This window comes from Flammeovirga sp. AWQ4_249 (assembly GCF_056161045.1).
In genome coordinates, this window is sequence record NZ_JBSWYJ010000015.1 from 67,624 (window position 1) to 82,963 (window position 15,340).

The window sequence follows — 15,340 nt, forward strand, 5'->3', positions numbered from 1 at the left end:
TTGTAAACATCAAAAATGTAATAGATTAAAAAGTGCTTTGTAGTGCTACTTTCAATATAATAAAAGTTAATTGCTAAATGAAAAAATAGGAGAATTGTTTTAAAAAAAGTGAAAAATCTAAGATCTCTTTCCTTAAAATATAGGGGTAAAATATGGACATCTGTCTCTTTTGTCTACTTTTTGTCAATTTTTCGACTAAATCTCTCTTTTTAATATGATTGATATAAAACAAATAAAATACATGATAAATGTGAGCTATTTGATAATTATCGTAAAGGTTGATATAAAACTATTTATTTTGAGTCCTATTATTACCCTTCAAAATGTCATAATTACACCTTATAAATTTTAATGACTGTTAATATTGTGTTGTCGCTTATATGAACGATCTAAAAAAGACACAGTCAACACTTCTTGAAATGAATGATTATGAAGTATTTTACAAATAGAAAATTATCTTGGATTACATTCCTCTCTCTAGTAATAGGAGTTACTATTTCTTGTGAAAATAAGGAGATGTCATTGGATATTCCAATGCCTGTCCTTGCGAAATTTAGCTATGAAATTGAAGAAGATTCAATAGTTACTTTTATCAATAAGTCAGTTGGAGCTACAGAATATACGTGGGACTTCGGTGATGGAACTACATCAACAGAAAGAGAAGCACAACACACTTATTTTACGGGTGATTATGAAGTGAAATTATTAGCAAAAGGTGCTTCAGGAGAAAATGAATTCTCAACGAATATCAACATTAACCCAGTATCAGATATCCCAGAAGATAATACTGATGACATTGTCGCTGAGGCTTTAGAAATTCTGACTGGAGGAAGTGTAAAATCATGGAGCATTGCTCAAGAATCAGAAGGTTACACTTTTGGTCCTTTGGATGATGAGACTGTAAATTGGTTTGTTGTTGATCAATACGATCCAGACGTATTCAATACGAGGTCATGTTTATTTGATTCAAAATTTACTTTTAATACAGACGGAATTTATACACGTGATATGAATGGTTCAGTTTGGAAAGAATGGCAATTTTTTGCCGCTGAAGGATGTCATGATATAAGTGAGCCATTATTGACAAGGGATGGAGTAGATGTGGAAGTTTGGAAAGATGGAGAATTTACTTTTGAAATTAAAAATGATAATGGTGTAGCAGTTATTGAAATCATCGGAATGGGTGGTTATATCGGTCACTTTACTTCTGGTGTTAATTCATCTGATTTCACGCCAAAAGAATTCCATAAATATGAAATTAAAAGTATCTCAAATAATGAAATCAAACTTTCATCACTAGGATACAACGGAGATTCACCTGTTAATCCAGCACAAGCTGACCGTTTAGTAAGAATGATTTTAGTGCCTGCTCAAGACACACCTGTTGAAGAGGAGGAAGAAGAGAATTCAGTTGATCTTGATGCTGTTCTTCAATTATTACATGGTGGAGATACCAAATCATGGAGTGTTGCAGAGGAAGAAAATGCTTACAATTTCGGTCCTAGAGATAGTGAGACTGCCATTTGGTGGGGGTTTGGTACAGCTGAAATTGAAGGTAGACCATGTATTTTCGATAACGAGTTTATTTTCAATACAACTGGAGAATATACTAGAAATATGAACAATTCAGTCTGGAAAGACTGGAAGATTTTCGATGATGTGGTATGTGAAGATACTGCAGAAGAATTGATAACAAAGAATGGAGATAATGTAGATGTATGGAAAGATGGTTCATTTACCTATTCTTTGACAGTAGATAACGGAGATGTTTATATAAATGTTGATGGATTAGGAGGTTATATCGGAGCTTATAATTCAGGCGTAGATGCAGCAGACTATTTACCACACGACACACACACTTATAAGATTATCTCGATTGAAGAAAATCGATTAGAACTTTTCTCATTGGGTTACGGTGGAGATTCGGATGAATTAGAGAACTATGATGCAAATACTGCAGATAGAAGTATTCGTTTGACGCTAGTGCCAAATGTTCAATAAAGATTAAAAGAGCTAATAACATAAAGAAATGAAAGTATTAAAATTATTAAAGCAACAATTGTATTTGTTGAGTTTGGTCTTGTGCCTGTTCGCTCATAATACATTTGCTCAAGATGAAAAATTTGTAGAAGGAGTAGTCTTGGATGAATTAAATGAGCCATTAATTGGAGTGTCAGTCGTGCTACAAGGTGATTACACAGACGTAGTCGGTACAACTACAAATTTTGAAGGTTATTATAAAATTCTTATTCCAGAAGGTACTCAGTCGATCAACTTTAGATATATGGGTTTCATTACCCAAACATTTGATTTAATAAATCAATCTAAAATTGACATCGTCATGAAAGAAGATGTTGGTGTGTTGACAGAAGTTGTCGTAGTAGGGTACGGAGTGCAAGAAAAGAAAGATGTAACGGGTGCAATGTCTTCTGTTACTAGCGAAGATTTCAATGCAGGTGTAATGTCAAATCCAACAGAATTAATTCAAGGTAAAGCTACAGGTGTACAAATCACTCCTTCAAGTGGTGAGCCTGGTGCTGCTGTTGCCGTAAATATCCGAGGAACAAGTTCTGTAAGAGGAAACAACGGACCATTGTATGTTATTGATGGTGTGCCATTAGGTGGAGGAGCTTCATCAGGTGGATCAGTAGGCGGTGGAAATCAAGCACCTAAAGATCCATTAAACTTTTTGAATCCAGACGATATTGAAAGCATTGATATTTTAAAAGATGCTTCAGCTACAGCTATTTATGGTTCAAGAGGGGCCAACGGTGTAGTAATGATCACAACAAAAAAAGCGAAAAATCAAGAAGGAAAGGTGAGCTATTCAGCATATGGTGGAATGGCATGGGTTAGAAAGAAAGTAGATTTACTTTCAGCAGATGATTGGAGAGTAAGTAGAGCTTTATTAGCACAAGAGACTACAGATTTAAGCTTTTTGGATTATGATTACGGTGGATCTACTAACTGGCAAGATGAAGTTTTTAGAACAGCTTATTCTCAAAATCATAATGTATCCGTTACAGGTGCATCAGAGACGGGTAATTACTTAGCTTCTTTAGGATATATGGATCAAGATGGTGTAATCAATGGTTCTGGAATGCAACGTTTAACAGGGCGTTTAAACATCAATCAAGACCTATTAAAAGGAAGATGGAACGTAGGATTTAACCTTTCAGCAAGTAATATTAATGATCAATATGCCCCTTTAGGAACAGGTAATGGAACAGGAGATACAGGTGCAAACAACTTAATTGGTAACATGTTGAAAGCGAACCCAACAATGCCAATTTACAATGAAGATGGTTCTTTCTTCCAAACGGAAACAGATATTAATCCATTAGCATTGATTCATTTGATTAATGACGAATCAGTAACTGATAGATATTTAGCGAACATTACTTCAGATTTTAAAATTATTGAAGGATTAAATTACAACTTAAGCATTGCTTACGACCGTTCTACATCAAAGAGAAAAGGATCTCGTTCAAAAGAATTAATCAATGAACAAAACGGTGTAGGTACCATCAATAATAATCAGAATACGAATATTTCTTTTGAAAATTTCATCACTTATAAAAAAGATATTGGAGAGCATAATTTCTCATTAATGGGCGGTTATTCTTATCAAAAGTTTGCTTATGAATTTGATGGTATGTATGTGAATAATTTCTTCTCTTCAAACATCAACTATGCGGACAACTTAACACAAGCTGCAAATAAATTAGCATCTGATGTTTGGTCAGGTGGAGGAGCATCTGAATTACAATCTTACTTTGGTAGATTTAACTATAGCTATGGTGATAAGTATTTGATAACAGCTTCAATGAGAGCAGATGGATCAACTAAATTTATTGGTAACAATCAATACGGTTACTTCCCAAGTGCAGCTATCGGTTGGAGAATTTCTGAAGAGGAATTTTTGAAAGGATCAAGTGTAATTTCTAACTTAAAATTAAGAGGTGGTTGGGGACAAACAGGTAACCAAGAAATTCCGGAATTTATTCCATTATTAGTATACAACCCTGAGACGGTAATCATTGATGATGAGCCTACAAAAACGTATCAAGGAGCGCATGAACCAAATCCAGAAATCAAATGGGAAACAACTACACAAACAAACGTAGGTATTGATTTCGGATTATTTGGAGACAAGATTTCAGGGACATTAGATTATTTCTATAAGAGTACAACAGATCTTTTATTCAAGAAAGATTTGCCACCTCCAGCACCAATTCCAGTAGGATATGAAAATATCTCTGCCGAGTTAATCAACAAAGGTTTTGAAGCTTCGGTAAAAGTATATTGGTATACAAAAGGAGATTGGGAATGGTCTTCAACAGTGAACTTCACAATGCTTGAAAATAGAATTCAAGGTTTAGATAATGAAAGAGTATTGACAGGTCGTTTGAATGGTCCAGGTATCACAGGTACTCAAGTTCAAGTGATTGAAAATAACTATCCTTTACAGAATTTTTATACAAGAGAATTCTTAGGATTAGATGCTGAAGGATACAATTTATACAGAGGTGCAAACGGAGAAGTGACATCTATTGCAGCCAATGCAGCCACAACACATTTAGGTTCACCTCATCCAGATTATATGTGGAGTTTTAATAATACAGTGACGTATAAAAATCTTGATTTAACCATCTTCATTGATGCTAAACAAGGACAATATGTATACAATAACTCAGCACAAGCTTTTTACAACAAACAGATTTTAGCACAAGGTGGTAATACAACGTATGCAAATCTTTTATCTGGGAAAAACTTTGATCAGGAAGCAGCAACTTCTTCAGAATATATTGAAGATGCCTCTTTTATTAGACTATCAAATGTAACATTAGGGTACAACTTCAGAGCGTCAAACATTGATTGGTTAAGTGGAGCAAGAGTGTATGTAAGTGGTCAAAATTTATATGTGCTTACAGATTATACTGGATTTGATCCTGAAGTCAACACAAGCATGGATGTAAACGGTTACCCATCATTTGGAATCGATTATACTTCATACCCAAGACCAGCTACAGTAATAGTAGGCCTTAATGTTAACCTTTAAATTCTGACAACAATGAACGTAAAAAATATTATCGTTGCTTCGTTATTTTCTGCAGTTTCTTTTGGGTGTACAAACTTAGACCCAATAACTGATTACGTAGTAACACAAGAAAAATTGATGGCTGAAAAGCGAAAAGAATTGCTTGATGATCCTTCAAAAATTGGCAATGAAACAGCCCCTGCATATACTTCTTTGTATCAATTTATGGGAGAAAGAAATATTTATGCTTTGACAGAAGGGTCAACAGATGAAATGATGACGCCAACTCGTGGAAATGATTGGGGAGATAATGGACTTTGGGTGCAATTACATCAACATAATTGGCAAGCGGACAACCTAATCGTTGAAAATGCTTGGAATGATATGTCAACAGGGATTGCTCGTACTTTTAATACATTAAATAATATCAACGCAATTGCAGATGGAGATGAGTATTTCCTTGAAGTAGCTGCACCTTATCTTTCAGAAGTTAGATTCCTTAGAGCTTATTATGTTTGGCAAGTAATTGATTTATTTGGTCAAGTTCCTTATCAAACAGAGAGCGGTGAGAAAATCGCAATTGGTAGAGCAGAAGCAACAAATCTTGTTATTTCGGAATTAGAAGAGATAATCCCATTGATGTTGTCAAAAAAAGACCAACCTCAATACGGTAAAGCAGTGAAAGAAACAGCACAAGCTTTATTAGCAAAAGTATATTTAAATAAATTTATCTACGAAGGAGAAGCAACACCTTCAGCTGAAGATATGGAAAAAGTAATTGAGTTAACTTCCGATGTAATCAATTCAGGAAGTTACCAATTAGCATCTGATTATTTTGGCCTTTTTGATTATCAAAATAAAGGTAATTTAGAAGCTCTTCTTGTTGTCGCAAATGGTTATAGTATCCAACATCCTTTCTCTGGTCAAACAAGGGCATTGATGACATTACATTATTTCCAAAATGGTGGTGAAGCTGGTTTACAACCTTGGAATGGCATGTGTACAACAGAAGATTTTTACAATAAATGGGACGAAGATGGAAACCTTTCAAATGGTGTGACAACTTCAGACATTAGATATCAAGATGATCGTTTTATGTCAGAAACTGGCCTTCATTTAGGAATGCTTGTCGGTCAACAAAAGGATCGTTTTGGTAATATTTTATCAGATAGAAGTGGTAACCCATTAGCCTTTACTCCAGAAGTAGAAAATCTATTAAATGCAAAAGAATATGAAGGAGTAAGAGTCCTAAAATGGGCACCAGATGTAAACTCTGTTGATTTCTGGAGAGCCAATAATGAAGTAGCATTATTAAGACTTTCGGATGTTTACCTCATGAGAATTGAGGCCTTATGGAGAAATGGTGAAACAAGTAATGCATTGACGCAACTGAATGCTTTCAGAGCCTTAAGAAATGCAGTACCCGTAGAGGCTTTAAGTGCAGATGGTCAAGAGATATTAGATGAACGTGGATTTGAATTGTATTGGGAAGGATATAGAAGGACAGATTTAATTCGCTTCCAAAAGCATGCAAAAGGAACTTGGTTTGGGAAAGATGCTACTTCAGTAGATAAGAATCTCTACCCAATTCCTTCATCAGTATTAGCCGTATCTACTGAGTTTGTTCAAAACAGTGGATACTAAAAGTATGAATTGAAGTGTGACAAATACTGCAACCCATTGGAAATGATAATGGGTTGCTTCACCAAAATTTTAAATCAAAAGATCATGAAAAATATAGCTAAAATCCTTCTTGCATCTACACTTTTAATGGGTTGTTCAAATGAAGAAGTGATTACCTCTTTAGAAATAAAAAAAGGAGTGGTGGAATATCAACCTGAAGCCATTGCAAAAACAAACGATAAAAAAGTCTACATGCATTATATGCCTTGGTTTGAAGCAAAAGGTAAATATGCTGAAAGTTGGGGAAGCCACTGGACAATGGATAATCAAAATCCAGATAATGCTGATGAAACAGGAAAAAGAGAGATTGCTTCTCATGTCTATCCTTTGATTGGGCCTTACGATTCTAGAGATCCTGATGTAATCAAATATCATTTATTATTAATGAAATATTCAGGGATAGATGGATTATTGATCAACTGGTATGGACAATCAGGGAGCAATGGAGACATTGATTCATTATTACAAAACTCAAATGTAATTATCGAAGAAGTAGAAGACATGGGAATGGAGTTTTCAGTTGTAATGGAAGATCGATTTGCTGATGAAGTTGATCCTTTTGCAGATATCACCTCAAATATTGAATACTTAAGCAACAACTATTATCCAAAAGCAAATTATGTACATGTGGACAATAGACCTTTAACCTTAATTTTCGGGCCTCATCAATCAGGAGATGATTTATGGTTGCAAGCATTAAATACTTCACCAGAAGAAGAATACTTTATTCCATTACAAAACAATAGTAAAGTATCTGCTGTTGCCAACGGTAATTTCGCTTGGCCTATGTCAGGTGATGTTTCAGATATAGAAAATTATTATCAATCAGCAAGTACAAATGATCTTGTTGTTGGAGGTGCTTTTCCAGGTTTCAAAGACTTTTATGTAGAAGGAGGTTATGGTGAAATCATTGTTGGTGGATGGGAAATTCCATTAGGAGCAGATCAGATGAAAGCAACCTTAGATTTAGTGGATCAATACAATGACCGTTTGGATATTTTGCAATTGATCACTTGGAATGACTACGGTGAAGGTACGTGTATTGAACCAACACAAGAATATGGTTTTTCATTCTTAGGGGAAGTTCAAAAATATACTGGAGTAAGCTACACTGAAGAAGAATTACAGTTAGTCTACAATTGGTACACTTTAAAACAAAGCCCTAGATATGCTCAGGAAAGAGGTTACCAAACAACAATAGATCAAATCTACTACGATCTAAGATCAAATAGAGTGCAAGAAGCTAAAGACAGAATAAACAGTATTACAGACTAGTATCATGACAATTAGAAATATAGTAATCGCAGTATTTGCCTTTGTTCTTTTAGGGTGTGAGAAAGAACAAAAAGAAGAGTTTTCAACAGGTGTGAATTCTCCATCAAAAAATATTACAGTTAATTTTAAGGTATATAAAGGAGAACCTTTCTACAGTGTTTCTTTTAAAGGGAAAGAAGTAATAAAGCCTTCAAAATTAGGTTTTGTATTAAAAAATCATCCTGACTTGTTGAAAGACTTTGATGTAATTAATGTCGAAAAGTCTTCTTTTAGTGAAGAATGGCAAACAGCTTGGGGACAACGAAAAGATATTAAAAATCAATACAATGAATTAAAGTTAGCCTTAGTGCAAAAAACAAAAGAAGAGCAAAGAATGGATTTGATCTTCAGAGTTTTTGATGATGGTATTGGATTTAGATATTACATTCCAAAACAGAATGGAATGGATAAAGTTGAAATTCTTTCTGAAGAAACAGATTTTAATTTAGCACAAAACTATAAAATATGGTATCAGCCATGCGACACAGTTTCTACTACTTGGGAACATGGTTTTGATTCATACGAAAGACTTTACACTTCAAATGTAATCAGTGATGTAAAGACATTAATGCATACTCCAGCTACTTTCGAGTCAAAAGAGGAGCAACTGTATTTAAGTATTCACGAAGCTAACTTGACAGATTACTCGACAATGACTTTAGAGAAAAATGAGAAGACAGGTTTTGAATCTCATTTGGTCCCTTGGCCTGATGGTGTAAAAGTTAAAAGAACTACTCCAATGTACACACCTTGGAGAACTATTCAGATTGGCGATGAGGTTGCTGATTTAGTAGAATCAAACTTAATTTTGAACCTAAATGAGCCTTCTAAAATCGAAGATGTATCATGGATCAAACCGATGAAATACTTAGGTGTTTGGTGGGAAATGCACATGAATAAGTCTACATGGGAACAAGGCCCAAATCATGGAGCAACAACTTCTAATACTAAAAAATACATTGATTTTGCTGCTGAAAATGGCTTTGGTGGTGTACTTGTAGAAGGGTGGAACCTTGGATGGGAAGACTGGATTACAAATCCTAATTTCAACTTCAGTACTCCTTATCCTGATTACGACTTAGATTATTTAGCGAAATATGCCAAAGAAAAAGGAGTGGAGTTGATTGGTCATCATGAGACAAGTGGTGATATTTTGACATATGAAAACCAAATGGAAGATGCTTTTGATTTACTTCAAAAGAATGATCAAAACGCATTAAAAACTGGGTATGTAGGAAATATTAAGGCGGAAGTTGAAGGACAACATCATCATGGTCAATACATGGTCAATCACTATCGTAAAGTTTTGGAAACTGCTGCAAAACATAAAGTATGTGTGGTAGCTCACGAACCAATTAAACCAACAGGGATTCGAAGAACTTATCCTAACATGCTTTCTAGAGAAGCGATGAGAGGAATGGAATACAACGCTTGGAGTGAAGGAAATCCTGCTAGTCATACGACAATTTTACCTTTTACAATGTCTCTAGGTGGTCCATTAGATTATACTCCAGGTATTTTCAAAACAGATTTTTCTGAGTATAGAAAAGGAAATTCTACACACACGACTTTAGCCAATCAATTAGCACTTTATGTGGTGTTGTATAGCCCTGTTCAAATGGCTGCAGATTTCCCAGAACATTATGAAGGAAATCCTGCATTCCAATTTATCAAAGATGTTCCAACAGATTGGGCAGAGTCTAAATTATTAGGTGCTGAAATAGGCGAATATGTAGCCATGGCTAGAAAAGATAGAGGAAGTGAGGATTGGTATATTGGTGCAATAACAAATGAAGCACAAAGAGAAATTGAAGTAGATCTTAGCTTTTTACCTAAAGGGAAAAAATACATTGCTGAGATTTATGCAGATGGAAAAAATGCAAGTTATAAAGTGAATGCAACTGATGTTGAAATTCTTCAAAAAGAGATGGAAAATAAAGACAAATTAACCATCACTTTAGCGGAAGGTGGAGGACAAGCCATCCGTTTTAAGGCTGTTGAAACAGAAGATTTAGCAGCGATTAATGAATAAAGTTAACACTTAAGGAATTAGGATAAAAACTTACTTCCTTAAGTTCTTCCAATCTAAAAAATGAATGAAATGAATAAGCGAATTACTACTTTATTACTCCTAATTATAGGATTGATGGGAAGGCTATATGCCCAAGATTTACAGACAAGTTTCTTGGTAGATTTTGGTCTAGAAAGTGCCACTACATCTTCTCCAGATGAAAATAATAACACATGGAATAATATGACAGCTGTAAATGCTGGCAATTCAATAACTTTAGAGGCTATTGATGGCGTAACTTCATCGGTAGGATTAGAAATTACAAAGTCATTTGGTGGAAATAATGCGGGAGGATTGACAACGCCTTCATTAGACTTATTGCCTCAAGTGGGGTTAGCAACAGTTACTTCTGATTATTTCTATAAAAGTGGTTTTAATCCAGGAGAATTTAAACTAACAGGTTTAAATCAAGATAGCGGTTATAAAATTAAAATATTTGCAGCTAGAATCACTGAAGCAACACGTATCACACAGTATACAGTGTCTGGTTTAACAACTTTTCAAGGTACTTTACAAACTTCAGGAACAGATATAGGGGCTGAGGGTGTAGATGGAAATAATAATACATTTTATGAACCAAGCTTTTATGTTAATCCTGATGAAAATGGAGAAATTTCAATTGAAGTGATTTCTACTGAAAGTGGTTTCTCATACATCAGTGCAATGGTTTTGGAAGAATATACGAACATTCCAAAAGTAAATGTGACAGCATTCAGCTTCGATCTTCAAGATATGCTTTCTCCACAAGGTCCTCAACAAGCAGCGATCACAATTGAACCTGCAAATGCTTCTGTTAGAACGGCTACTTGGGAATCTAGTGATGAAACGGTTGCTTTTGTAGATGAAAACGGTATTGTTTATCCTGTAGGAAATGGAGAAGTGACAATTACTGGAACAAGCAATGATCCAAGTGTTTCTTTTACTCAAGAAAAAACGATTACTGTAGCCAATCAAATTAATGAATTATACATCGATGGTGTAGAAGACTTGTCAATGGAAGAAGATCGTAAATTCAATTATTCAAATCATATTGATGGCTATTTAAGCAACATTTTTTACGCTTACCTATCATTAGAAGCAGGACAGGAATTTGATCTTTATACAATAAATGACGAGGGTAATAAAATTAGCTATGGTGTAGATGATATTAACGGAGATTTGGTAAAAGAAGGTACACCAATCACAATTGCAGAAACAGCAACTTATAGTATTAAAGCTGATTTTAATACATCAAAAATCACACTTGAAAAAATCTATGATTGGAAGTTAGTGGGAACGCAAACACCTGGTTCATGGGGTAGTAGTGACGGTCCTGAATTGGAACATCAAGGAGGTGCAATTTGGTCTTCTACTGTTACACTATTAAGAGATGAAAATGAAAATTATAATGCAATGTTACTTCGTTTAAATGGAGAAGGAGGACATAAATTATTTGGAACATTAGAAGCGAATTTATCAAAGTTATCTTACAAAAATGAAGAAGATAAATTCGGTGGTGTGAAAAGTTTTGCATTAGCAGATGGTGAGTATTTTTTTACTTTAGATTTAGAGAATTATACCTATAGTATAGAAGCAACTACTTTCGATGAAAGAGGGATTACATTCTGTGGTTCATCTGTAGCACAAGGATGGGGTTCTGTGGACGGTCACTCTGGATATGCTTGGATGTACAATAACCAATTACAAGAAAGATTTGAGAATGGACTAGGGGAACAATGGGGTTATAAGAATGTTTCAATAGGAGGAGATAATACGATAAAAGTTCAAAATAGATATAATATTTATGTTCCAACTTCAGGCAACAAATACCTAGTATATGGTCTGTCATTAGCGAATGAGGGTATCATGTCTGGAGGTCAGCCTATCTTTGATCAATTTAGAGATAATCTTTTGGGACTGATTGAAAGAGCAAGAGAAGATGGATTGGTGCCTGTCGTAATGAATAACTATGCAAATGGTTCATATACTCCAGAACATTATGAATACATCAAACAAATGAATTTATTAATCCATCAATGGGATGTACCTTCTTCGAATATGTTAGGAGCCTTAGATGATGGTTTCGGTCAATTTATTAATGGTGAAAATGGTCTTGGTGACTATGAAAGTGATCCAGCCCATCCAAATGATGCGGGACATGCTGAATTTTTCCATTCTATGGTGCCTTCTTTATTTGATGCTTTGGATATGAATAAACCACAGCCTGTAAGAGGAGAAGGAGAAGGTTTTACAGGTGATGCAGCAAAGTCTTTTAGAAATTTTACATTCACACCTGATGGAGAAGTACATTCATTTACAAATACTGTTTATGTTAAAACGGATGGTTCAGGAAAAGTGTTTTCAATTTTAGTAGGTGAAAATGAAGGGAATGTAACAATTACAGAAGAAGGTAAAGTGACTTATACATCTCCCTCAGGAACTGTTTTGATGGGAGAAACTGTAATCAACGATAATACATGGCATGCCATTACATTAACGCATTATTATGCAAGAGAAGCGACTTTATTATATGTGGATAAAATGGAAGAAGGTGTTTTACAAGAGCAAATTATCACAACTTCTGTACAACTTCATAATAATATTGATGCTGATAATTTTGCAGTGAAAGATTGGTTTTTCTATAGAGCAGGAATGAACGATGTAGAAATTAATGGTATCGTGGATGGCTTAATGTTGAAATCAAGTTTAGAGTTATATGTTCCTTTCTCTAATGAATTTGATGCTGATGCTTTTATGGCCAATAAGGCACAAAGTACAGTTGAAATTACAAAAGAAACAGAGAAATTAAGCCAAGAAATACAATTCGGAGAATTAGAAAGCAAAACATACGGTGATGAGATTTTTGAATTAAATTCTTCTTCAAGTTCAATGCTTTCAATTACTTACGCTTCATCTAATGAAGAAATAGCTTCAATTTCAAATTCAACAGTAACAATTCATAAGGCAGGGGAAGTAACAATTACTGCTTCTCAAAATGGAGATATGCATTATTTATCAGCAATAGAAGTATCTCGTATACTAAATATTGAAAAAGCGGTATTAAATGCATCATTAAACAATCAAACGATGGAATACGGAGAGATAGTGCCATCCTTTGAAATTCAAATTGAAGGATTTATAGGAGAAGATACAAAGGAAAATATAGCTGAATTACCTACTGTAGTTTTGGACGTTAATTCAAAATCAAATGTGGGGATATATAATGTGATGTTATCAGGAGGTAGTGCAGAAAATTATACTTTTGAATCAACTGGAGCAACTCTTGAAGTGGAACCTGCAACTTTATCCGTTTCAGCGAAGGATGCATCCATGATTTACGGTGATGAACTACCAAGTTTTGAGTTAATGTATGAAGGTTTCAAAAATGAGGAAAATGCAACTTCATTACTTGTTAGTCCGACCGTTCAAACGGAAGCAACGACTTTGTCTGATGTAGGAGAATATAGCATAACAGTAGAAAGTGGAGAAGCTTTAAATTATAATTTAGAATATACTTCAGGAACGTTATCCATCTTAAAAGCTGATCAAACACTGTCAGCATTTGAGATTCCAGATACATTATTTATTAACGAAGAATATACATTGTCAATTTCTGCTTCATCATCTTTAGAAGTTACTTATGAAGTCTCAGATCCTTCGTTGATAAATTTAAAGGAAAATACATTACAACCACTACAAACAGGAAAAGTTACAATTACTGCGATGCAAGTAGAAGCTGTAAATTACAATGATGTAACTATCTCTAAAGAAGTAGTTATAGCAGAAAAGGAAGAAGATGTGACTTCAATTGCTCTAGAAAAGGAATTAATTCAATTATATCCGAATCCAGTAGTAAATACATTTAGTCTGAGTATACAACCTGATCATTTGCAAATTTTAGATTTATCAGGTCATCAATTATACTCAAGTAGTAGACCTCAAAAAAATTATGATATTAGTAATTTTTCGAATGGAATATATCTTATCATAATTCAAAAAGGGGAGAATATATATTCAAAGAAGTTGATCAAAAAATAGTCTAATAATCTCAAACTTTATGAAGCCACTCTAATTAGTTAGGGTGGCTTTTTTGTTTATATTCAAATTTTATCATTTCATTATTCTTTTTTAAAGAATTTTGCTGTTGTTACTATGTGGATCGGCTACAATTATGGCTGTAAGCCCATGAAATGAAATGTACACTGAAGCATCGGCAACTCAAGAGTTGGTTGTTGAAGTTGTAGCTTCTTTAGGAGAAGAACTAGAAGCATTAACGCTTTATCCTAATCCAGCAAGATCTTTCATTAACATGAACAATAATTCAACTGGTACTTAAAATGTTTATTCTTTATCAGGTAAGCATATTCAATCGACAGAAATTAAAGTTCCAGGTCAAAAGATAGATGTTTCAAACCTTAATACGGGTATTTACATGCTTATCTTTAAAGATCAAAAGGCAAAATTAATTATTCAATAAATAGAATTGAATAGGAGACAAGACAACAGCCCCATTTTATATCTAATTATAAAATGGGGCTGTCTTTATATTTATTCTCTCATAAAATCTGATCCACAAAAAGGTATCGGTTCAAAATAATCATAAACATTTGTTGTACTATCTGTCCATTCAAATAAATGATTTATAGTGACTACACCTCTCGTGTATCCTGTATCTTCTGAATAGTATGAACTCTTAAGGTACTGACAATTACTTTCTTTATTTACAGTATAAAATTCAGTTCCTTTAGCATAAACCTTAAAAGTGTATTGTTGCAAAACAGCATCAAATGTATACTTACCTAAATAATGAAAAAAAGCCTCATCGCTTCCTTCTTTAGATAAACTATCATATACAAATGTTGAATCTGTTGTAAATTCTATATTTTGAACAATTAGTCTATTTCCTTCTTGGTGTACTCTAGAAATATCTTCATTTTTTTGAGCTATATGATAGTCAATATTGGAATGGATATCAGAATGGTTAGTACATGCATTAAGAGAAGCAAATACAAGTAATAGAATAATTGTTGAGCCCTCAATAAGAAGCTTATGCATTATTTTATTATTTAAAACGTGAATCTTGAAATACTGTCTAATTTTCTACGTTGTTATTCTATTTTTTGATGCTTGATTTATGCTAATAAAACTGAAGTTTTTGAGAGAACTAAATCATTAGAGTTTTTCAATATATCACCTTCATAAATAACTCTTTTTATTACCCTAATATGCAGGTATTGAGTGTACTACTTACC

The 15,340-nt window shown here is 33.9% G+C and carries 8 protein-coding genes and 1 pseudogene; 8 read left to right on the plus strand and 1 reads right to left on the minus strand.

The features are described from left to right. Nucleotides 1-429 precede the first annotated feature (429 nt). The 8 genes and pseudogenes from ACXAHM_RS13000 to ACXAHM_RS13035 all read left to right on the plus strand — a co-directional run. Nucleotides 430-2,001, plus strand: a complete 1,572-nt coding sequence (locus tag ACXAHM_RS13000; protein ID WP_474960877.1) for a PKD domain-containing protein — start codon at nt 430-432, stop codon at nt 1,999-2,001. A 28-nt stretch (nt 2,002-2,029) separates the two neighbouring features. Beyond that, nucleotides 2,030-5,062 (plus strand): SusC/RagA family TonB-linked outer membrane protein, encoded by a 3,033-nt coding sequence (locus ACXAHM_RS13005; RefSeq protein WP_474960878.1) that lies wholly within the window; start codon nt 2,030-2,032, stop codon nt 5,060-5,062. Between the two features lie 12 nt (nt 5,063-5,074). Beyond that, complete coding sequence (locus tag ACXAHM_RS13010; RefSeq protein WP_474960879.1) at nt 5,075-6,685, plus strand: RagB/SusD family nutrient uptake outer membrane protein; 1,611 nt, start codon at nt 5,075-5,077, stop codon at nt 6,683-6,685. 84 nt (nt 6,686-6,769) lie between these two features. Then, nucleotides 6,770-7,999, plus strand: a complete 1,230-nt coding sequence (locus tag ACXAHM_RS13015) for a glycoside hydrolase family 71/99 protein (RefSeq protein WP_474960880.1) — start codon at nt 6,770-6,772, stop codon at nt 7,997-7,999. Nucleotides 8,000-8,003: 4 nt separating this feature from the next. Then, the gene (locus ACXAHM_RS13020) at nt 8,004-10,070 is read left to right on the plus strand and encodes a glycoside hydrolase family 97 protein (protein WP_474960881.1); all 2,067 of its coding nucleotides are present in this window, start codon (nt 8,004-8,006) and stop codon (nt 10,068-10,070) included. A gap of 69 nt (nt 10,071-10,139) precedes the next feature. Then, nucleotides 10,140-14,126: an MBG domain-containing protein gene (locus ACXAHM_RS13025; RefSeq protein ID WP_474960882.1), complete on the plus strand. Its 3,987-nt coding sequence runs from the start codon at nt 10,140-10,142 to the stop codon at nt 14,124-14,126. A gap of 157 nt (nt 14,127-14,283) precedes the next feature. Next, the gene (locus ACXAHM_RS13030; protein ID WP_474960883.1) at nt 14,284-14,424 is read left to right on the plus strand and encodes a hypothetical protein; all 141 of its coding nucleotides are present in this window, start codon (nt 14,284-14,286) and stop codon (nt 14,422-14,424) included. A 12-nt stretch (nt 14,425-14,436) separates the two neighbouring features. Further along, nucleotides 14,437-14,565 (plus strand): annotated as a pseudogene (locus ACXAHM_RS13035) (T9SS type A sorting domain-containing protein); the annotation flags it as partial. A gap of 71 nt (nt 14,566-14,636) precedes the next feature. On the opposite strand, the gene ACXAHM_RS13040 reads toward ACXAHM_RS13035, so the two are convergent. Next, the gene (locus ACXAHM_RS13040; protein WP_474960884.1) at nt 14,637-15,143 is read right to left on the minus strand and encodes a hypothetical protein; all 507 of its coding nucleotides are present in this window, start codon (nt 15,141-15,143) and stop codon (nt 14,637-14,639) included. Nucleotides 15,144-15,340: the final 197 nt, after the last annotated feature.

Bases quoted from the DNA above. Each gene is read 5' to 3' on its own strand.
- ACXAHM_RS13000 (WP_474960877.1), top strand. From the start codon at position 430: ATGAAGTATTTTACAAATAGAAAATTATCTTGGATTACATTCCTCTCT.
- ACXAHM_RS13005 (WP_474960878.1), top strand. From the start codon at position 2,030: ATGAAAGTATTAAAATTATTAAAGCAACAATTGTATTTGTTGAGTTTG.
- ACXAHM_RS13010 (WP_474960879.1), top strand. From the start codon at position 5,075: ATGAACGTAAAAAATATTATCGTTGCTTCGTTATTTTCTGCAGTTTCT.
- ACXAHM_RS13015 (WP_474960880.1), top strand. From the start codon at position 6,770: ATGAAAAATATAGCTAAAATCCTTCTTGCATCTACACTTTTAATGGGT.
- ACXAHM_RS13020 (WP_474960881.1), top strand. From the start codon at position 8,004: ATGACAATTAGAAATATAGTAATCGCAGTATTTGCCTTTGTTCTTTTA.
- ACXAHM_RS13025 (WP_474960882.1), top strand. From the start codon at position 10,140: ATGAATAAGCGAATTACTACTTTATTACTCCTAATTATAGGATTGATG.
- ACXAHM_RS13030 (WP_474960883.1), top strand. From the start codon at position 14,284: ATGTACACTGAAGCATCGGCAACTCAAGAGTTGGTTGTTGAAGTTGTA.
- ACXAHM_RS13040 (WP_474960884.1), bottom strand. From the start codon at position 15,143: ATGCATAAGCTTCTTATTGAGGGCTCAACAATTATTCTATTACTTGTA.